Raw genomic sequence first — 20293 nt, forward strand, 5'->3', positions numbered from 1 at the left:
TCACGCTAGCGGTGGTTGGGAAAACCGCGACGTTGTGTGACCGAAGCGATGCGGGGACCCCGCGTTACACGTCGAGCGCTTCGAGGTCGATGAGTGAGCTGTTCTCGAGCAGGAACTGGCGGCGACGGGCGACGTCGGAACCCATGAGGGTGTCGAACACTTCGGCAACGCGCAGCGCCTCGGCGGCATCGTCCATCGTGATGCGCCGTAGGATGCGCGTTTCGACGTCGAGGCAGGACTCGGCGAGTTCCTCCACGTCCATCTCGCCGAGCCCCTTGAAGCGCACCCATTGCAGGTTCTCGGCGCGACGGTTGCCCTTGCAGAGTTCCGCGGTGAGCGCGTCCTTCTCGTCGTCGGAGTAGGCGTGGTATTTCTGGTCGCCGACCTTGACGGTGTACAGCGGCGGCTGAGCGGCGAACACCCGGCCGTCCTCGAGCATCGGACGCATGTAGTGATAGATCAGCGTCAACAACAGACAGCGGATGTGGCTGCCGTCGACGTCGGCATCGCACAGGATGATGATGCGGCCGTAGCGGGCATCGTCGATATTGAATTCGCGACCCGAACCCGCGCCGATCGCGGTGATGAGCGCCTGAGCCTCGGCATTTTCGATGACCTGCTTGAGCGTCGACTTTCCGGCGTTGACCACTTTGCCGCGCAATGGCAGCACGGCCATGTACTCGGAGTTGCGGCCAGCCTTGGCCGGCCCGGCGGCCGAGTCGCCCTCGACGATGAGGAGTTCTGAGCCGATGCCGTGGGTGCGGCAATCGGCGAGCTTGTCGGGCATGCCGGTCGAGGAGAGGTTGGCGGCCTTGCGCTTGGCGTCGAGGTTCTGTTTCGTCGCCACGCGGTTGAGTACGGCCTGCGCGATCTTGTCGCGCACGGCGTTGACGTGGGTCTTTCGCCCGCCGCTCTCGATCCAGTTGGTGAACCCGTCTTTGACGGCCTCATAGACGATCGACTGCACGGGCGGGGTGCCGAGTTCGCCTTTGGTCTGACCTTTGAACTGGGGCTCGGGAAAGGTGACCTTCACCGCGGCGACCAGACCTTCTTGGACGTCGGTCTTCTCGGCGCGGTCCTTGCCTTGTTTCGCCAGCTTCGCGAGCTTCTTGGTGGTCGCCAGCAACACGTCGTTCGCGACCTTGTTCATCGCCCGCTCGAACCCGGCCACGTGGGTGCCGCCTTCCGCCGTGGGGATCGTGTTGACGAAGCTGACGAGCTTGGTCTCGTAGCCCTTCACCCAGCGAAAGGCGATGTCGACCTGGCACGGCCGCGTCACCTCGGTCATCTTGCCCTCGACCGGCACCTTCTCGGTGAACGTGCTGGTGCCGAAGATGGTGACGATCTCGGAGACGGCTTCGCCGATGCTCAGCAACTCCACGAAGTCGGCCAAGCCGCCCTTGGCGATGAACTCCTCCGGTTCGCGCGGCTCGCTGCCGCGCTTGTCGATGAGACGTACCTTGAGTCCGGGCACGAGGAAACACACTTGGGCGACGTGTTCGCGCACGAGTTCGTATTCGATCGTGAGGCCCGGGTCGAAGACCTCGAAATCGGGCCAGAAACGAACCCGCGTGCCGGTGCGTTTGGCGGGGATCTTCTTGACCTGCTCGAGCTTCGAGGTGGCCTTGAACCCGCCATTCGGTCCGAAATGTCCTGGCTTGCGGTCCTTGAATCCGAGCCGTTGGGTGAGTCCGTCACGGTCGACTTCGACGGTGACCTTCGTGGACAGCGCGTTGACGACCGAGGCGCCGACGCCGTGCAGACCCCCGGACGCGGCGTACGCGCCGGCCCCGAACTTTCCACCGGCGTGAAGCTCGGTGAAGACGTATTCGAGCGCGGTGCGCTTGCCGTCCTTGAGCCCGGTGGGGATACCTCGCCCATTGTCGGAGACCTCGACGGAGCGGTCCTTGTGCAGGGTGACTTCTATGAGGTTGCAATGGCCGGCAGCGGCCTCATCGACGGCATTGTCGACGATTTCCCAGACGAGGTGATGCAGGCCTTCGGGTCCGGTGCCGCCGATGTACATGCCGGGGCGCTTACGCACCGCGTCGAGCCCTTCGAGGACTTGGATGGAGTGTTCGTCGTATGCCTGGGGGGAGGTATCGGCCATGAGAAGTCAGTTCTGAGGGTTGGTCGAGTGAAGGTGGGCGATGTGTCGAGGACGGGTCACCATCGCCCGAACCCGACGTCGAGGATGCGACGCGAAACCGGTCGACTGATGAGGTCGCGGGCGCTCGGAGCGATGGTCAATGATTCGGGGTTGGGGTCGGGTTTTGAGGGGTTGTCCTCGGTGCCGACGATCACGCTGAGGCCGGCGGCGTCGGGACCGACGTAGGCGAAGTCGACCCTGCGCTCGTCGCGGAACTTCGTGAGGCGCACCCCGGCGGTGCCTCGCCCCTTGAGCGGAACCTCCGCAGCGTCGGTCACCTTGGCGGTCATGGCGTCGGTGTGCGTCAACACGATCGCGTCCGACCCGACGACCGCGGCGGCGATGACGGCGGCACCCTCGGAGAGCTTCATCCCTGCGACGCCGCCGGCACCACGGCCTTGTACCGTCACTGTCGATGCCGAAATCCGAAGGGCTTGGGCATTCGAGCTGACCAGCACGACCTCGGCGTCATCCGGTGCGGGAAACATGGCGACGACGGTGTCGCCGCTCTTGAGGTTCACGATCGTGCGCGTGCTGGCGGTGGAGGTGATCTCCTTGGCCGCGATGCGCTTCACGACGCCATTGGCGGTCACGATCATCCAGGGGTCGGAACTCGGCGTCGGCTCGTCGTTGCCCGCAAGGTCGTCGCCGGTGGCCGTTGCCGCGCTCGGTGCGGGCCCGGCCACCAGCCCGACGATGGACTCGCCCTTTTGGGTGGTGAAGGCTTCGGATTGAGTCACCCCGCGCGACCGGCCGGTGATTTCGGGGATCGCCGCGGCGGGTGACACCAGGACCCGACCCGTGTTCGTGATGCTGATCACCTTGCCGGTCGTTCGGGTTTCGACCCGTGTTCGCAGGACGTCGTGGCGGCCGAACGTCGACTGCTTCGGACCCCCAGCCGGTTCGCGGCCGACGATGCCGGAGGCCGACAGGGTGATTCGGCACGGCTCATCGACGAGACCCTCGGGGGCTTCGATCATCGACTCGATCGAGACGTCGTCGATCTGGTCGGGGCGGATGATGCGGCTGCGGCGCGGGGCCCCGTAGCGCTCGACCATCTCCTCGAGTTCCTTCAACACGATGGTTCGCTGGCGCTGCTCTGAGGCGAGGATCTTTTCGTACTCGGCGATCTGGTCGCGCAACGCCGCAACCTCTTCTTCGAGCTTGAGCTTCTCGAGGGCCGTGAGGCGCCGAAGCTGCATGTCGAGGATGTGGTTGGCCTGGATCTCGCTGAGGGAAAGCTCCTGTTGGAGCCGCGCCCGGGCCTCGGGTACGTCCTGGCTCGAGCGGATGATCGAAATGACCAGGTCGATGGCGTCGAGCGCGATGAGGAGACCCTCGAGGATGTGCAGCCGGTCCTGTGCCTTCTGCAGCCGGTGGGCGGTGCGTCGGCGAACGACGTCGAGGCGATGCTCGGCGTAGTAGTTGCACAGGTCCCAGATCCCGACCGTGGTGGGGACGCCGTTGACCAACACGACGTTGTTGATGCCGAAGCTCTCCTCCATCGGGGTGAGCTTGTAGAGCTCGGTCAGCACGGCCTTGGCGTTGACCCCCGGCTTGCATTCGATGGTGATGTTCATCCCCGTACGGCGGTCCTGGAGGTTCTTGACCGCCGAGACGCCGTTGAGCTTGCCGGCGTTGACGAGGTCCTGGATGCGTCCGACGATGCGCTCGGGGCCGACCATGTAGGGCAATTCGGTGACGACGATGCCTTGGCGCGACTTGGTGAGGTTCACGATCTCGGCGGTGGCTCGCATGCGAAACGATCCGCGTCCGGTCGCATAGGCCTCGGCGATCGAGTCGTCGATGATGATGCCCCCCGAGGGGAGGTCCGGTCCGGGCAGAACCGCCATGAGATCTTCGACGGTCGGTTTGGGTCGACGTTGGGTCATGACCAACTTGATCGCCTCGTACACCTCGCTGAGGTTGTGTGGCGCCATGTTCGTCGCCATGCCGACCGCGATGCCCGTGGTGCCGTTGACCAACAGGTTGGGCAGCCGCGCCGGCATGTAGATGGGTTCGTCGCGCTCCCCGTCGAAGGTGGGGCGGAACTCGACCGTGTCCTCATCGATTTCGTCGAGCATCTCCATCGCGGCTGGGGATAGCCGGCACTCGGTGTAGCGGTACGCGGCAGGCGGATCGTCGAGGGTGCCGAAGTTGCCGTGGGGGTCGACGAGGCGGATATTGCGGCTGAAGTCCTGCCCCATGCGGGTGAGTGCGTCGTAGATCGACCCGTCCCCATGGGGGTGGTACTTGCCCATCGTGTCGCCGACGACACCGGCGCACTTGCGGTGGGGCCGGTCGGGGCGCAGGCCCATCGACTGCATGGAGTACAGGATGCGGCGTTGCACCGGCTTGAGCCCGTCGCGAACATCGGGGATGGCGCGGGAGGTGATCACCGACAGGGAATAGGCGAGGAAGCTCTCGCTCATCTCCTGTTGGACGGGTATCTCGACGATTTCGCGTGCGAAGTTCGACTCGAACAGATCGCCTTGAGGGGGCATGAAGGTCTCCAGCTGATGGGGGGCACCACAACGGGTGCGTGTTGGGGCCTCGCGGGGGCGAAGGCAGCACCGCCTGCGACGCGGGCAGAACGCACGTTCGTCGACGAGTCTAGAGGCTCTCGCGGAACCGCTCGCGGACAGCGGCCGGTCGATCTACGCCGCAGGCTCGTCGAACCGAAGCGAGGGTAGCCTGTGCCGGTGGGCGGGGATCGGTCGGCGAACCATGGGCACGGCGAGGCTACGGGGCCGCCGGAGCAGCGAGGTGAAATCGGTCGTCGTCCGCGCCGGCCGGAACGCCGAGTGATCGGATGCGCCGTGGTGGTCGTGCTGGCCGGCATCATCGCGAGCATCGTGTGGCGGAACGCTCCGGGTTCGGCGGCCGATGCGGACGTTGCGCTGGGCGCCCCGGGTTTGAGGACGGTTCCGAGTCCTCGGGCGGAGCCGCTGTCGGACGAGGAGCCCGTGCCTGGGGAGGTTGCTGTCGATCCGGGGCCGGGGGCGGTGCATCCCAGCGTCGCGGCCCCGCTTGACGATGCCGGCTTCGCCCACGTGAGGACGGTCGACCCGAGCCGTCCGGTGAGCGGCACCAACTTTCACTCGTTGAGCGAGGCGGTTGCCGCGCTGACCCCGCAACGGGGGGTGCCGAGGGACGACTCGAAACTCATCCGCGTGTGGGAGCATGCCGACGGCTATCGGGAGGGCGAGATCGCGATCGAGGTGAGCAACCTGACGATCGCGAACGCTCCCGCGAATTCACCGCGGTTCGTCGGCACACAGCGACTGTCGCTGGCGAAGCTCGACGCCACGACGTGGGTGGGGCACGGCGCGGAGGTGGATGCCGTCGACGCCATGTGCTTTGTCGACCGGCACCCGGCATCGTTCGACCAGGACGTGTTCACGACGGTGGTCGGCCAGACCCTGTGGCATCCGGCGCTCGACCCACATCAGCTTTTCGTCGGCGATACGGCCTACACCCGAACGCTGGGAAATCTGCGAGAGCATCATGGGCCAGCCGGTGGCACCTACACCGTCGAATCCCCGGGCACGGTCACGGTTGCACTACCCCAAGAGGTTGATGTTGCGCCGGTGGCGGAGTTCACGACGAAACGGTTCGCTCTCAAGGTCGGCGACTACGCCCGCAACGTCACGCTGATCGGACTGAGCTTCGCGAGATACTCGCCCTGCCTCGCCGACACCCGGGCGACCCTCGAACTCAACGGCCCCGGCGTGTCGCTCATCGACGTATCGGTCACCGAAAGTGCGGCGACCGGCATTGCGGTGTCGCGCGGTACGGATCTGCTCGAGGGGGCACAGCTCATCGGTGTCGACGCTTCGAACAACGGTGCATCGGCCATGACGGTCTACGAGCGGGGGGAGAACCCGATCCGCAACGGAGCGGACGAGTGGGACCCGTCGGTCGACCTGTCCGGCCTGTTGGTCGAGCGGTCGCGCTTCGACGGCAACAACACACGGTCGTTCAACTGGACGGGTGACGGGCCATTCGGTTGTGGCGACTACTGCCGGATCGCGGGGGTGAAGGTCACCCGAGTGGAGAACTCGGTGTGGCGCGGCAACAGTTTCAGCGACAACGCAGCACACGGTTTGTGGTTCGACCTCCACAGCGACAACGCCTCGATTGTCGGCAATGTCTTTGCCGACAATGCGGGAGCCGGGCTCTACGTTGAGGTCTCGCGTTCGGCGTTGATCGAGTCGAATTCCATCACCGGCAATGCCGGGGACGGGTCGGACCGTTCGGCGGGTGCGCTCAGAATCGGCGGGTCCCGCGATGTCGTCGTTCGCGGCAACGTCTTTGACAAACAGGCTCGTAGCGTCCTGATCTACGACGACTATCGCGATATCGACCCACCCGACTGGTATCGCTCCGGGTTCGGCGGTGGCGCGCCGCAGGTGGTCATGGAGGCCAACGCCTACCCGTCGGCGAACGGGACCGACCAGGCGCTGGTGTTCGTGTTCGATCACCCGTGGTATCGGCCGGTTCCCGACGCGACGTGGTCGACGGTCCTGCCCGGAGACGGGGCCGACGGCCGGGTCACCTACGAAGGGTAGGGCTTGTCGCCCCGGCCGTGACCGTCGGCGGCCCGGCGCGGCGAACGCGAGGTCTGCGGCGCTATGCGGCGACCAGGTCCGGTGCGTCGACCGCGCGCCCTCGCACGAGGTACCCGTCGCGTCCGGCATCGATCACCGTCACCAACCGGTCGTCCACATACACGGCGGTTCCGCCGCAGCGACGACTGTGCGGTCCGATTTCGGCGGCGGGTTCGAAGGTGACCGACTGGCCCGGCTGCAAGGTGACCCGCACCGGTCGGAGGCGGTTGGCTCGGCGCAGGACCAACACGTTGTCGTGGCGTTGCACCGTGGTGATGGCACCGGTCGCCGCAAGGTCGACCAGGAGACCAGCCACGACGAAGAACGCGATGACCCACGGATTCGCACCTTCGCTGATGAGCAACAGCACCCAACCGCCGAGGATGACGTTTGTTGCGATCAACTCTTCGACCGTCGCACCGTCGCGGCCTGAACTGCGCTTGTGCTTCGTGTTCAACATGACGACGACACCCCCGGGGAACGAGACGATTCGCGTCCCCCGTCGGCCGGTTCTGGTCGAACTTGAGCTTTTTCGCGAAAGAGACGTTCACCACCGGTCAGTGGCCCGCGCGATGCCCGTCGATCAGCTTGGCGAGCAACCGGTGCAACTGTGCGATCTCCGCGTCGTCGAGTGGGGCGGCGACTTCGGTCGCGATGCGCCGACGCTGCGACTCCATACGTCGGAGTACGGCCTCGCCGGCCGCGGTCAGCGACACCACCGTGGCGCGTCCGTCGTGGGGGTCGGGGGTTCGAGCGAGGAACCCGCGCGCCACCAGGAGCTCGACGACATCGGTGGTGCTGCGCCGCCCGATCTGGAGGGCGTCGGCGAGGTCGCTCATCCGTGTCGGCCCGTCTCGGCGGCCGAGAGTACGCAGGGCTCGGGCTGTCGCTGGCGAGAGGTCGAGCGGGGCCAAGGCGACGCGGGTTCGGCCCCGGACCGTACGTGACACCTGTGTGAGCAGGTCGATGGTTTCGGCACGTCGTGACACGGGGGCTCCGGCCGGTCGGGAATACGCGGGCAGGTAGTGAGGTTACCTCTCCATACGCTGGCCACGTCGCCTGGCACGACCTGGCTGAACGAGTCGGCGGACCTCGCCGGAAGGGAGTGAAAGTATGCGACCAGGAACCTCCTCATTCAGTGCGGATCGCTCCGTCATCGCCCACCGGCTGGCCCCGGGTACGACCCGTCGCATCGTTGCGTTCGCCCGTCCCCATCGCCGAACGATCACGATCTTTGCGGTCTTGGTCGTCATCGACGCGATCCTCGGCGCCGCGACACCACTCGTCTACAAGGCGATCGTGGACGACGCCATCATCCCGGCGCGACGCGACCTCGTGGTGTGGTTCGCCACGTTGCTCGGCGTGGTCGCGCTCGTCAGTGCCGCGCTCAGCCTCGTGCAACGCTGGTACTCCGCCCGCCTCGGCGAACAGATCATCGTCGACCTGCGAACGCGGGTATTCGACCACGTCCAGACGATGCCGATCGGATTCTTCTCGAGGGCACAGACCGGGGCACTCGTCAGCCGACTCAACACCGACGTGCTCGGCGCGCAGCAGGCCTTCACCTCGATGCTGTCCAACGTCGTCGGCAACGTCTTCAGCGTGGTCGCGACCCTGGCGGCGATGGCGGTGCTGAGCTGGCAGATCACCGTCCTGGCCATGGTGCTATTGCCGCTGTTCATTCTCCCGGCACGGTGGGCGGGTAAGCGGCTCGGGGCGATCAAGCGGGAGAGCCACGACCTCAACGGGCAACTGGGGCATCTGATGACCGAGCGCTTCGGGGTGTCGGGTGCGCTCACCGCCAAACTCTTCGGGTCACCGGAGCGTGAACACCGGCTGTTTGCCGAGCGCGCCGAACGCGTCGCCGACATCGGTGTTGCCGGAGCGATGTATTCGCGGGTGCTGATGGTGGCGCTCGGGCTGTTGGCATCGATCGCCACGGTCATGTTGTACGGCGTCGGAGGGTGGTTGGCCATCGGCGGGTCGCTCGGAATCGGCACGCTCGTCGCGCTCACTGCGTATGTCCAGCGGCTCTATGGACCGTTGACCTCACTGTCGAATCTGCAGGTCGACGTCATGACCACGTTGGTGAGCTTCGAGCGGGTCTTCGAGGTGCTGGACCTGAAGCCCAGCATCGTGGACCCGGAAGTGCCGCGCACGCTCGACACCGCCGGCGGGCTCAGCGTCGAACTCGACGAGGTGCGCTTCCGCTATCCGACCGCGGCCGAGGTGTCGCTCGCCTCGTTGGAGGGGGTCGCGGTCCTCGAGTCGACGCGAAACGAGGAGGTGCTGCGCGGCGTCACGATTCGCGCCGGTGCGGGTGAACGCATCGCGCTGGTCGGTACGAGCGGCGCGGGAAAGTCGACGATCGCTCAACTCCTCACCCGGCTCTACGATCCGACCGACGGTGCGGTCCGGCTCGGCGGCATCGACCTTCGCGACCTCACCCAACGCGACATCCGATCGGCGGTGGCGATGGTCGCCCAGGACGTACACCTCTTCCACGACACGTTGGCCGCCAACCTTCGCTACGCGAAGCCCGATGCGACGAACGCCGAGCTGGAGACGGCGCTGCGTGCGGCACGGATCTGGGACGTGGTCGAGGCGATGCCCGCGGGGCTCGACACCGTGGTGGGTGACCGCGGCCATCGTCTCAGCGGCGGCGAGAAGCAGCGCATCTCCATCGCCCGGGTGCTGTTGAAGGACCCTGCGGTCGTCGTGTTGGACGAGGCGACCGCACACCTCGACAACAACGTCGAGGCCGAGGTCCAAGCGGCGCTCGACGACGCACTCTCGGGGCGTACCTCGGTCGTGATCGCGCACCGCCTGTCCACGGTGCGCGATGCCGACCGGATCTACGTGCTCGAAGCGGGGGAGGTGGTGGAGTCCGGCACCCACGCCGAACTTCTCAGTGTGGATGGCCCCTATGCGCGCCTCGCCGCCAACGCGACCCTGGGTCCGCTCGTCCCCGCGGCATGATCGCGGCATGACCGCGGCGTCAGTCTCCGAGAATGATCTCGGCGGCCTGCCGGAGTTGGTCGGGCGAGGACGGATACATCGTCACCGTGGTGACGGGTGAGTTCTTCCATTCCTGCAGCCGCTCTTTGATGCGCCCGGGCGGGCCGACGAGTGAGATCTCATCCGCGAACTGGTCGGGCACCATGGCGATGGCCTCGTCGCGACGGCCTTCGAAGAAGAGGTCCTGGATCCGGTAGGCCTCCTCCTCGTATCCCATGCGGGCCATGAGGTCGGTGTGGAAGTTCTTGCCCTTCGCTCCCATGCCACCGATGTAGAACCCGAGCGCGGCCTTGACCGGATACAACCCGGCCTCGAGGTCGTCGGTGATCGTGATGTTCGCCATCGCCGTGACCTCGAACCCGTCCTTGGCCCCGTCGAGGTGCTCCGCGTAGACCTCGGGGCGGAACGGCGAGTAGTAGAGCGGCAGCCAACCGTCCGCGATCTCGGCCGTCATCGCCACGTTCTTCGGCCCTTCGGCCCCGAGGAAGATCGGGATGTCACGCCGGTACGGATGCGTGATGGCCTTGAGCGGTTTGCCGAGCCCGGTAGATCCCTCGCCGCGGAACGGGTGCTGGTGGAACTCGCCCTGGAACTCGAGGGGCTCCTCGCGGGCGAGCACCCGGCGAATGATCTCGACGTACTCGCGGGTGCGGGTGAGCGGTTTGCGATACGCCTGGCCGTACCACCCCTCGACCACCTGGGGTCCCGAGACACCGAGCCCGAGGATGAGCCGACCTTGGGAGAGGTGGTCGAGGGTGATGGCGTGCATGGCCGCGGCGGTGGGGGTGCGGCCGGACAACTGCACAACTCCGGTGCCCAGCTTGATGGTCGAGGTGTGCGCGGCCAGGTAGGCGAGGGGACTGAACGCGTCGGATCCCCACGCCTCGGCCGACCACACCGAATCGAAGCCGAGACGTTCGGCCTCCTGGGTCAACTCGACGAGGTTGCCGGGCGGCAACGCGCCCCAGTACCCCCAGGTCAGTCCGAGCTTCATGTGTTTGCCTCCGGATCGTGCGGACCGGTCAGATCACTTGCCCTTGTACACCGGGTCGCGCTTCTCCTTGAACGCGACGGCGCCCTCCTTCGCGTCCTCGGTGGCGAAGACGTCCCACCCGTAGGTGAACTCGTGGTCGAGGGCCTCGGCCTCGCTCATGCCATTGGTTTCGCGGAGGGTTCGCAAGAGGGCCTGCACCGCGAGCGGTCCGTTCGCGCAGATCGCAGCGGCGATCTCCTTGGCCTTGGTCAGCGCCTCGCCGTCGGGTACCACGTGGTTGATGAGGCCGAGGTCGTAGCCCTCCTGCGCAGTGATCGTGTTGCCGCACAACAGCAGTTCCGCGGCACGGGCCCACGGGATCTGGCGTGGAATGCGCACGGCTGATCCGCCCATGGGGTACAGCGCCCGGCGAACCTCGGCAATGCCCAGTCGCGCGGATTCGCCGGCGACGCGAATCTCGGTGGCGCCGAGCAGTTCGGTACCACCGGCAATGGCGGTTCCTTCGACTGCGATGATGAGCGGCACCGCCGGCTTCCACGACCGAAGCAGCGCCTTCCAGTGCAGGTCGGGGTCTGCGCCGAGGCGAGCCTGGACGTCGATCTCACCGGAGTCACCGTTGAAGCCCCCGGCCATCTCCTTGAGGTCCATTCCCGAACAGAAGTTGCCGCCGGCGCCGGTGAGGATGGCGACGCGGATCTCGGGATCCTGTTCCGCCTCGACAAGGGCGTCGTAGAGCCGCACGAGCATCTCGCCATTGATGGCGTTTTGTCGTTCGGGGCGATTCAGGGTGATGACGAGCGCGTGACCGTCGCGCTCGGTGAGCAGTGCGGGTGCAGACATGGTTCGCAGGTTAGAAGAAAACGAGAACGCGTTCTATCGGGCTGTCAGCGACCGCGTTCATGGCCGTTCGGCCCTGGCGCGGCGGCGAACGAAGTCGGCCATGCCTGGAACGGTGAAGGCGATGGAGCCGTGTTCGGGCGAATAGACGATGCCCTTGTTGATGAGACTCGCCCGCGCGGGGCCGAGGGAGCTCAGCGACTTGCCGAGCCGGCCGGCGACGTCGCTGCTGGCCGACGATGCTCCGTCGTCGGGGGCCATCGCTTCGAGAAAGCGTCGTTCGGTCGGCGTCGCTCGCTCCCAACGGGACGCGTAGAAACCGTGATCGAGTTGCTGTTGGCCCTCTGCGATTCCAAAGGTCGCGTCGTCGAGGGAGATCGTCGACGGCCCGATGGCCGCATCCCAGGTCGACTTGCCGAACTGCTGAATGAAATAGGGGTACCCGCCCGATTCGCTCAACGCGAATTCGCAGGCGTCATTGGCCCAAACGACATCGGCCGCTGCAGTCGGCAAGACCAGCGCCGAACGCGCCGCCTCGTCGCCCAACCGGTCGATGGTCCGATACTCGAAAAGCCGCTCGGCGTAACTCTCGGCTTCGGCGAGCGCCTTGGGGAGGTTGGGAAGACCGCCACCGATCACGAACCAGGGCAGGTGGCGTTGCGCGGCGAGGTGGCAGGATCGGCATACCGCCGACATCTGTTCCGCTGTGAGGTCCTGCATCTCGTCGATGAACAGCGCCACCCCAATTCCCGATTCAGATGCGGCGACTCCGACGGACGTGGCCAGGTCGGCCAGGTCGATGTAGAGGTCGCCGGTGTTCGCCCGGGCGGAGGACCGGTCGAGGTCGATGTCGAACCGGAATCCGTCGAGGCCAAGCGATATCTGAAATGAGGTGATCGTTCGGAGTGCGTCTCGGACCTGTTCGTTCCGCTTGGAGAACCAGCGGCGCTGACTGCGGGCTCCGTTGATGAATTCGACGGCCAACGAACGGGCGAAACGCTCGGGGTGGGAACGATCGGCCTCGATCTGCACGGTGAACCAATTGCGCTGTTGGGTTCGTCCCGCCAGTTCGTTCAACAGCACGGTCTTGCCCACGCCGCGAAGCCCGCTGAAGACCATGCTGCGCGACATCAGCCCGCGAGTCGCGCGGTCGGCGAGTACCTCGACCGCCTCGATGTCGTCGTCTCGTCCGGTGAGGGCGAAGGGTCGAAGCCCGGCCCCAGGGTTGTACGGATTGGAACGAGGGTCCATCACTCGAGGATATAGCGATATCTAGGCAAGTATAGGAAAAATGCTAGAGATGCCTACAGATCGATAGATTGGGCTGCATCACTCGTGATCGGACGCGACCGAAGTCACCGCGAAGAGGGCAACGGCACCGCTGATCCGGTGCGGGCCGACTCGTACCAACCCATAACCAGTTCGAGCGCTCGTCGGGCATCCGCGAGGGTCACCGGCAGGTCGGCACCGGTGGTGACGGCACGGTGAAACGCTTCGAGCTGACCGCCGAACCCCGATGGGGTCTCGCGCATCGCGGCCCAGATCCCTTCGGCCTCGTCGGCGAGCGCGTCATCGTCCCAATCGAATCGCCATGATCCGTCGCCGGGTTCGTAGGGAGCGGTGGAGGACTCGATGCTGACGTGCTGGAAACTGAAGCGGAGTCGCGTGATCTCGTGCACCGACCCCAAGGTCACGGCCATGGAGACGAGGCCGCCGTCTGTGGTGCGCCCGAATCCGGTCGCGGTGTCCTCGGTCTCGATGTCGTTGACGAGCGTCGCCACCTGTCCGGTCACCGAGGTCAGCGGCCCGGCGAGGTAGCTGATCAAATCGTGCGCGTGGGTTCCATGCCCGAACACCGCGCCGCCACCCTCGCCTGACCACGTGCCCCGCCAGGCAGCGGAGTAATAGTCCGAACCGCGACACCATGAGGTCTCGGAGGTCGCGAGCCGAAGCGGGCCTCCGAGCCCGGCGTCGATGACCGCCTTGGCCTGTGAAATCCCGCGCCCGAACCGGTACTGGAAGATCGGCATGAGCCGTCCGGTCGCCGCAACCTCGGCGGCCTCGAGACGCTCGAGCGCGCCGAGGGTTGCCACCAGCGGCTTTTCGCAGATGACGTGGCGTCCGGATTCAAGGACGGTGAGGCACTGTTGTTCGTGCAGCGCCGGGGGCGTGCACAGATCGACCACGTCGAGTTCGAAATTCAACAGGTCATCGAGCGATGGCACGGCGGGCACACCCCAGTCGGCTGCACCGCGGTCGCGGCGCTCCCGGTCCGGTTCGGCGATCGCGACGACCTCGAAACGGTCGGGATCCAGCACATAGGCCAGCAGGTGAGCCTGGCCGATCCCAAGGCCGACCACGCCAACTCGCAAACGGTTCGGACTCATCTCAACCTCCGGAGGAGTACGAGCCGTCGGCGACCGCCTGTGCTCGCAGGGTCAACTCGCACGCGGACACGGCGTGTTCGTGGCTCATCAACGAATCGCTGCCGGAGGCGATGTCGGCCGAGAGCCGCGCTGCCCAGTCGACATCGGTGGCGGTGCAGTCGATGCGTCGAGCGCCGTCGCCATCGACGAGGATCAGATGCTCGGAACCGTCGATCCCGGTGACGTCGATGTTCGACCGAACCTCGATGGTGCCCGCCGCACCCACGAGGTTGAGCCGAACATCGCCCCAGGTGCCGAGACCGCTCGGTGAGAGCCAGTCGACGTGATGATCGCTCAGCACCACCCGGCCACTCGACGTGGTGTGTCGAAGCGACATCCGTCCGATGTCTTGAAACTGCGGGCAGGTGGGCGACGCGGCGTTGCGGACGGTGGCGCTGGCAACCTCGGTGATTCCGGGGCCGGCGAGTGCGAGGAGTTGATCGCCTTGATGGGCGGCAAGATCCACCAGAATCCCGCCGGAGAGCATCGGGTTGAAGAACCAGTCGGGCCGACTCGTGGGTTGCAGCGAATGAGGCGCCCATCCACTGATCGAGACCAGGTCTCCGATGGCTCCCGCGCCGACCAACTCGACGGCCTTGGTGATCGCCCGGTTGCTCAGGCGTTCGGAGAAGAACACCCACCATCTCCGCCCGGTCGACCGTGCCGTGCGATCGATGAGCGCCAGGTCGTCGGCCGAGGTCACCGCCGGTTTGGCGACGAGCACGTGACGACCGGCCTGCATCGCGGCGACGGCGGTGGCGGCCCGCGTCGACGGCACGCCGGCGAGGACGACGAGGTCGAGGCTGTCGTCGCCGATGATGTCGGCGGGGGTTCGCGGCTCTGAGTTACCGCGCCAGTTTCGGTACAGCTCCTCGAGCGATCCCTGGCCAACGTGGCACACCGTCTCGAAGCCTGTGGCGGCGAGCTGGTCGACCATCTCGAAGAGATGGAGATGCTCGATACCGATCACGCCCAGTCGCAGCGAGGCCATGGCGCTATCCGGTAGCCCGGGTCGACGCTGAGTGCCGTTCGACGCCCGCGCCCCCGCCGGGAGGATCCGTTGGCTGGTGCCCTCGACCATGCGCAGAGTGTAGGGGGTGCCGGCATGACTCGATCGCTGCGCCGGTGAGGCCGTGAGTTCTCCGGCGCCGAATCACCACAGGTCGCGCCTGCCGACAGTCGGGGGCGTGGTCCCGAGCCGAGGCGCGCACGGGGCGAGTTCGGTAGGTTGCTGCGATGCGCCGACGCACGTTTCTCGCCTCCGGCTTCGCGGCCGTCGCCGCGCCCTCGCTGATGGCCTGCTCGACCTCGGATCCCACAGAACCGCCCGGATCGGGCGCCTCGACGACCGGCTCCGCGGCGACCACCGGAAGCGGCACCGGGCCGGGCGGGTTCGCGGCGCGGGCGGCCCGCTACTTGAGCGTTGCGGCGCAGCACGAGCCCGCATCCGACGCCAGTCGAGCCCGGGTATGGCGTGCGACGGCTCAGGCGGTGCTTGGACAAACGCCGGAACTGTCGGTGGCCGACCTGGAGACGATCACCGAGCGGTTCGCTCGGTTCGAGGACACCACCGACTTCGACATGGTGGCGCTCATCAACCTCTGGTATCGCAGCGACTTCGGCGCCATGGTCCCGGAGGAGACCGCCGCGCACCTGCGTCGGCTGATCCTCGAGTTCAAGTACTGGTACGCCGAACCCCAACCCGAGGGGATCACCGACGAGCGCTGGTACTGGTCGGAGAACCATCAGATCCTGTTCCACGTCATCGAGTACCTCGCCGGGCAGGCGTTTCCCGACGAGACCTTCACCAACGACGGTCGCTCCGGGTCCGATCACATGGACCACGCCAGGCCACTCATCGAACGGTGGGTCGAGCAACGAACCCGGTGGGGATTCTCCGAGTGGTATTCGGCGGTGTACTACCAGGAGGACCTCGAAGCGGCGATCACCCTGGCCGAGTTCTCCGACGACGAGGACCTGGCGACGCTGGGTGCGATCGCCGCCGACCTGGTGCTCTACGACATTGCGGGACACTCCGTCGGAAGCTTCGTCGCCGCGACCCAGGGCCGCACCTACAAGAAGGACAAGATGTCGGGCCCCGACACCGACACCTGGGACCTCGCGACCCTGGTATTCGGCACCGAGGTCGCCTACGGCTCGGCAACCGGCAGCGTGTATCTGGCGAGCGCGGCGAAGTACCGCCCGCCAGCGGTCCTCGGAGCGATTCACGACGCAGCGTCCGGTGCGGCCACGGAGCCGACGGTCGAGCGGGCACGCCACAGCCTCGCCCTCGACCCGCTCGCCGAGGTGAGCGACAGCCCCGAGGCTCCGATGGGGCTGGCCTTCGACGACCACGACAACCTGATGACCTACTGGGCCATGGCGGCGATGACCCCGTGGCAGACCGTCATCGAATCGACCGACGAGATGACCGCCTACAACCTGTGGGACTCCAAGTTGTTTGCCCCGTTCGCACCGTTTCGCCCGATCGTGGAAGCCGCCGATGCCGACACGGTGAGGGGCCTGGCCCGATCGCTGGCACCGCAGCTCAACATCGGCCTGTTGTCGGAGGCGAACACCTACACGTGGCGTTCGGGTGGCACGGCGCAGCGGGCGATGCTGTCGACGGTGCAGGACTATCGCAAGGGGCAGGCGAGCCAACAACACCACATCTGGCAGGCGACCCTTTCGTCGGAGGCGATCGTGTTCACGACCCACCCGCGGGTGCCGACCGAGGCAGGTGTGCCGTGGCGCTCGAACAGCGACGATTGGACCGGCGGTGCGTCGATGCCGCGCAGCGCCCAGCACGAGAACCTGAACGTATCGATCTACGCGCCGCTGTACGCATCTGGTGACAACCTTCAGGGTTCCTACGTGGAGTCGACCCATGCGTACTTTCCACAGGAGCGTTTCGACGAGGTCACCACGGTCGGCAACTGGGTTCTCGGTCGCGTCGGTGACAACTACGTGGCGCTGTATTCGTGGCGTCCGCTGAGGTGGGTGAGCTATGACCCCGCCGAGTACGACACCGACAAGATGACCGAGCCGTTCGAGTTGGTGGCCGACGGTGGGCCGAACAACGTGTGGATCACCGAGCTGGGCTCGGCCGGTGAATACGCCACGTTCGAAGCGTTCGTTGCGGCGATCACCGCAAACGAGCCGGTGGTGACCCCGCTCGGCGATGCCGCGGTGTTTTCCACCGGGTTCGATGTTGAGTGGGTATCGCCGTCGCAGGGACTCGTCGAGTTCGGGTGGGAACGTCCGTTCACCGTCGGCACACCAGACGCCGCTACGACGGTGGAGCTATCGGAGTACCCGCGCATCGACGCCCCCTGGGCGCAGGTTGCGTTCGACTCGACCGCCTACGACATCGAGGCGGGCGGCGAGACCCTGCATCTCGACGTCGTCGCGCGGACCCGTCGATCCAGCGGCGATCTGTAATCGCCCCAGCATCGCCGCGAGGTTGCCGTTTGACCAACAGGACTGGGCGCGCCGGCGGGTCGGATGTGACCCGCTGGCGCGCCCAGTCCATGCCGGCGTCCGTGTTCAGGGTCGACCGAGCGGGCCGCAGAGGTCGACGATCGCGTCGGCGGTGAGCGCGCCGATGGCCGTTGGGCTGAGCGCGGCCTGCCGGGCGGACATCGCTCGTCGTGAGGCGTTGAGCGTCGCGGCGTCGAGGCCGTCGATCGCCGCCCGCCACGACCCGACGCTTTGGCCGGCACGGATCGCCGCATCGCCGAGGTACTCGTGCAGATACGGCCAGTCCGATACGAGTGCCGGTGTGGCCAGGCCGACGAGGTCGGAGGCCGTGCCGGTGCCGAGCATCGAATGTTCGATGAACGGCAGCGCGATCACATCGCAGGCGGCGATACGAAGGTCGTAGGTCTGCCGATCGACATTGTCGTACCGGTGCCCGACGATGCGGGGATCGCTCGACAGCTCATCGAGGAACGAATGCGACCAGATCACCAACTCCACGTCGTCCCGCGTGCACCCTTCCACCGCCTCGATCACGACGTCCAGGTGCTTTTGGCGCCGCGGAGCGCCGATCACGCCGATTCGCAACGCCGGGGTCGTGTCGAGTCCGACCCGTTTCGCTGCCTCATCGCGGTCGATCGAGTGGAGCGACGGGTCGGCGAGTTCGCCGAAATGAGGATGAGGGATGACGACGTGGCGGCACGGCGCGGCGAATTCATAGCGCGAGGTCGCGAGGTCGCGCCCCCACTCCGAATGGTGGATCGCGAGATCACAGGCCTGGGCCCACACCTGGTAGATCGGTTCATAGAGGCCGGGGTTGTCGAGATGCGGGGTCAGGTTGTGCTGGGTCCATGCGACCTTGACGCCTTCGTATCGAATCGCTTCGGCAATTCGCCGGTGTTGTTCGCCGGTGAGCTCCAACCCGAACGCCCACTCGGGCCAGTGCAGATGGAAGATGTCGCCGAGTGAGGTGCGCTCGATGCGGTCCTCCCAGTTCCACCCGCGCGTCCGAAGCCGGCCGGTGCCGGGGGTGTCGATCGATCCGTAGACCGCCCGGATGTAGTGGTGGTCGAGGTCGGTCGTTGTGACGACCGGAACCGGCCGGACGCTCCAGCGCAGCTCGATCGATTCGGCCGGCTCCACCATCAACTCCGCGACCTCGGTGGCCGGTCCCCACGGCGACGCCCATTCGTGCATCCCGTCGACCTCGACGTGTTCGATCCGTACCGCCGTCGACGATTCCTCGACGGCGATGCTGAGCGGTCGATCGAAGGACGGAACGAGAACCGAGACCGCCTCGGGGGTCTCGTCGAATCGAAGCGACTCGGTGAGCTCCAGCGCGCCGTCGACGACCCGATAGGTCGCGTGGCGTGTTGCCGAGATCGGCGGGCACGGCCGCGGGTCGTCGATGCCGTGCAACGCGCCGAAACCCTCGTGGCACACCGACACCGATCCTTGGCGCCACTCGATCGACGTCGGTGTGCCCGTCGGGGCGAGGCGCCGCTGGGGGTTGAGCCCGTCACCGCTGCGATGGACCAGGGGGACGAACGTGGCCAGGGCTGAATCGACCGGCGAACCGAACAAGCCGGGACGCCGAGGGCTTGGGGCGTAATCGCTCGACGGGCCGGAGACGAAGGGAACGACGAACTCGAGGGCGTCGTCCCGGTAGGCCCACACCGCCGCGTGCTGGTCGAGGCGGACGAGTTGGTCGCGGGGTTCCAGGTCCCGTGAAGTGGCACCGTCGATGTTGAATGATCCGGTCGGTTCGTCGAGGGCGTCGTCGACGCGAGCCCACCGTGCGGCGGCCTCGGCGAGTTTGCCGAGGACGTCGAAGGTCATCTGCAGGCGACGGTGCGGACCGCGGTAGCCCTCGGTCGCGCCGAACCGATGGGCGGTGATGACCCCGTCTCGGTCAAACCAGCGTTCGGGGAAGCCGTCGGCGGCGATCGCTGCCAGTCGGAGATACCAGTCGCGTTGGGTCGCGCTCCCCGCGATGGCGAGGCGTTGCCCGTCTGCGGTGACCAGCGCCGCGAGTTCGATGCTGAGGGCTTGGGAGAGTGCCCCGGTTGAACGCCCCCACCCGAACGCGCTCGCGTCGCTCGCAGCGACGGCCTCCACGAGCGCGAGCGCCTCGATCATGCCGTCGCGCCAGACATGGCCGAGTCGGTCGGCAAAGGGTTCGCAGAACAGGTAGAGGTCTGCGGTGTAGATGTCGTATCTGCCATCGCCGTCGTGGGAATCGTCGAGGAAACCGCGCGGATTCTCGCCCAGCAGGGTCCGCACTCCCGCCAACAGCGCCGCGAGGCCGGCGTCATCGTCGAGCAGACCCAGGCGCTCACGAGCGATCTCGCATCGGCTGAGAACGGCCAGGTAGTTGCGCGGCAACGCATCGAGGAGCGCAAGAACCTCGGTGCTGTCGCAGGCCAGACGGAGGTTGTCGAGCGTGGCGGCGTCGAAGCCGTCGAGCGCTTCGTTGTGGTCGAACCCGCCGAAGCGGCCGATCGTCTCGGCAACCCGATAGCTGAAGAACGTGTGGGTGGCGGCCCCATCGACCTGCGCCAGCACCGCGCGGATTGCATCGATGACGGCGGTGCCGGCGACTTCGGCCACCCCGGCCTCGTGGAGCCAGCCGAGGGTGAACGCCAGGTCGGCCACCGCGTCGGCCCCGACGATGTGGCCCGCGAACAATCGGGGAAGTTGCCAGTTCGGCGCGTGGCGTTCGACGAACGCCTCGAGGGTGTTCACCACGGTGCCTTGAAGCCCAAGAACGTCTCGCACGGAC

Annotated in this window: 13 protein-coding genes; 3 read left to right on the top strand and 10 right to left on the bottom strand. The window is 66.6% G+C overall.

Annotated elements, in window-relative coordinates:
• Positions 1-64 precede the first annotated feature (64 nt).
• Both M9952_02440 and M9952_02445 read right to left on the bottom strand, forming a co-directional pair.
• The gene (locus M9952_02440; protein MCO5311778.1) at positions 65-2110 is read right to left on the bottom strand and encodes an ATP-binding protein; all 2046 of its coding nucleotides are present in this window, start codon (positions 2108-2110) and stop codon (positions 65-67) included.
• 56 nt (positions 2111-2166) lie between these two features.
• Entirely contained in the window at positions 2167-4653 is a 2487-nt protein-coding gene (locus M9952_02445; protein ID MCO5311779.1) for a DNA topoisomerase IV subunit A, read from the bottom strand.
• A gap of 300 nt (positions 4654-4953) precedes the next feature.
• Here M9952_02445 and M9952_02450 point away from each other — a divergent pair, with 300 nt between their 5' ends.
• Entirely contained in the window at positions 4954-6720 is a 1767-nt protein-coding gene (locus M9952_02450) for a right-handed parallel beta-helix repeat-containing protein (GenBank protein MCO5311780.1), read from the top strand.
• 61 nt (positions 6721-6781) lie between these two features.
• On the opposite strand, the gene M9952_02455 is transcribed toward M9952_02450, so the two are convergent.
• Both M9952_02455 and M9952_02460 read right to left on the bottom strand, forming a co-directional pair.
• Entirely contained in the window at positions 6782-7219 is a 438-nt protein-coding gene (locus M9952_02455; protein ID MCO5311781.1) for a hypothetical protein, read from the bottom strand.
• 97 nt (positions 7220-7316) lie between these two features.
• A complete protein-coding gene (locus tag M9952_02460; protein ID MCO5311782.1) occupies positions 7317-7709 on the bottom strand; it encodes a MarR family transcriptional regulator in 393 nt (130 codons plus the stop codon).
• Positions 7710-7872: 163 nt separating this feature from the next.
• Between M9952_02460 and M9952_02465 the strand changes: the two genes are divergently transcribed.
• On the top strand, positions 7873-9738 hold the full coding sequence (locus M9952_02465) for an ABC transporter ATP-binding protein/permease (protein MCO5311783.1): 1866 nt from the start codon (positions 7873-7875) through the stop codon (positions 9736-9738).
• A gap of 19 nt (positions 9739-9757) precedes the next feature.
• Here the strand turns inward: M9952_02465 and M9952_02470 are convergent, their stop codons facing one another.
• From M9952_02470 to M9952_02490, 5 genes are all read right to left on the bottom strand, one after another.
• Positions 9758-10771: an LLM class F420-dependent oxidoreductase gene (locus M9952_02470; protein MCO5311784.1), complete on the bottom strand. Its 1014-nt coding sequence runs from the start codon at positions 10769-10771 to the stop codon at positions 9758-9760.
• A 33-nt stretch (positions 10772-10804) separates the two neighbouring features.
• The gene (locus M9952_02475; protein MCO5311785.1) at positions 10805-11611 is read right to left on the bottom strand and encodes a crotonase/enoyl-CoA hydratase family protein; all 807 of its coding nucleotides are present in this window, start codon (positions 11609-11611) and stop codon (positions 10805-10807) included.
• 57 nt (positions 11612-11668) lie between these two features.
• Positions 11669-12859: an ATP-binding protein gene (locus M9952_02480; GenBank protein MCO5311786.1), complete on the bottom strand. Its 1191-nt coding sequence runs from the start codon at positions 12857-12859 to the stop codon at positions 11669-11671.
• A gap of 104 nt (positions 12860-12963) precedes the next feature.
• On the bottom strand, positions 12964-13995 hold the full coding sequence (locus M9952_02485; GenBank protein ID MCO5311787.1) for a Gfo/Idh/MocA family oxidoreductase: 1032 nt from the start codon (positions 13993-13995) through the stop codon (positions 12964-12966).
• Position 13996: 1 nt separating this feature from the next.
• The gene (locus M9952_02490) at positions 13997-15115 is read right to left on the bottom strand and encodes a Gfo/Idh/MocA family oxidoreductase (GenBank protein MCO5311788.1); all 1119 of its coding nucleotides are present in this window, start codon (positions 15113-15115) and stop codon (positions 13997-13999) included.
• A 155-nt stretch (positions 15116-15270) separates the two neighbouring features.
• Between M9952_02490 and M9952_02495 the strand changes: the two genes are divergently transcribed.
• Complete coding sequence (locus M9952_02495; GenBank protein ID MCO5311789.1) at positions 15271-17475, top strand: hypothetical protein; 2205 nt, start codon at positions 15271-15273, stop codon at positions 17473-17475.
• A gap of 105 nt (positions 17476-17580) precedes the next feature.
• On the opposite strand, the gene M9952_02500 is transcribed toward M9952_02495, so the two are convergent.
• Positions 17581-20289, bottom strand: coding sequence for a hypothetical protein (locus M9952_02500; protein ID MCO5311790.1), 2709 nt, complete (start codon positions 20287-20289; stop codon positions 17581-17583).
• Positions 20290-20293: the final 4 nt, after the last annotated feature.

It is taken from the genome of Microthrixaceae bacterium (assembly GCA_023957975.1).
In the GTDB taxonomy this organism is placed as follows: Bacteria; Actinomycetota; Acidimicrobiia; order Acidimicrobiales; family Microtrichaceae; genus JAMLGM01.

Excerpts from the sequence above, each read along its gene's own strand:
- M9952_02440 (MCO5311778.1), bottom strand. The coding sequence starts at position 2,110 with ATGGCCGATACCTCCCCCCAGGCATACGACGAACACTCCATCCAAGTC.
- M9952_02445 (MCO5311779.1), bottom strand. The coding sequence starts at position 4,653 with ATGCCCCCTCAAGGCGATCTGTTCGAGTCGAACTTCGCACGCGAAATC.
- M9952_02455 (MCO5311781.1), bottom strand. The coding sequence starts at position 7,219 with ATGTTGAACACGAAGCACAAGCGCAGTTCAGGCCGCGACGGTGCGACG.
- M9952_02465 (MCO5311783.1), top strand. The coding sequence starts at position 7,873 with ATGCGACCAGGAACCTCCTCATTCAGTGCGGATCGCTCCGTCATCGCC.
- M9952_02470 (MCO5311784.1), bottom strand. The coding sequence starts at position 10,771 with ATGAAGCTCGGACTGACCTGGGGGTACTGGGGCGCGTTGCCGCCCGGC.
- M9952_02475 (MCO5311785.1), bottom strand. The coding sequence starts at position 11,611 with ATGTCTGCACCCGCACTGCTCACCGAGCGCGACGGTCACGCGCTCGTC.
- M9952_02480 (MCO5311786.1), bottom strand. The coding sequence starts at position 12,859 with ATGGACCCTCGTTCCAATCCGTACAACCCTGGGGCCGGGCTTCGACCC.
- M9952_02485 (MCO5311787.1), bottom strand. The coding sequence starts at position 13,995 with ATGAGTCCGAACCGTTTGCGAGTTGGCGTGGTCGGCCTTGGGATCGGC.
- M9952_02490 (MCO5311788.1), bottom strand. The coding sequence starts at position 15,115 with ATGGTCGAGGGCACCAGCCAACGGATCCTCCCGGCGGGGGCGCGGGCG.
- M9952_02495 (MCO5311789.1), top strand. The coding sequence starts at position 15,271 with ATGCGCCGACGCACGTTTCTCGCCTCCGGCTTCGCGGCCGTCGCCGCG.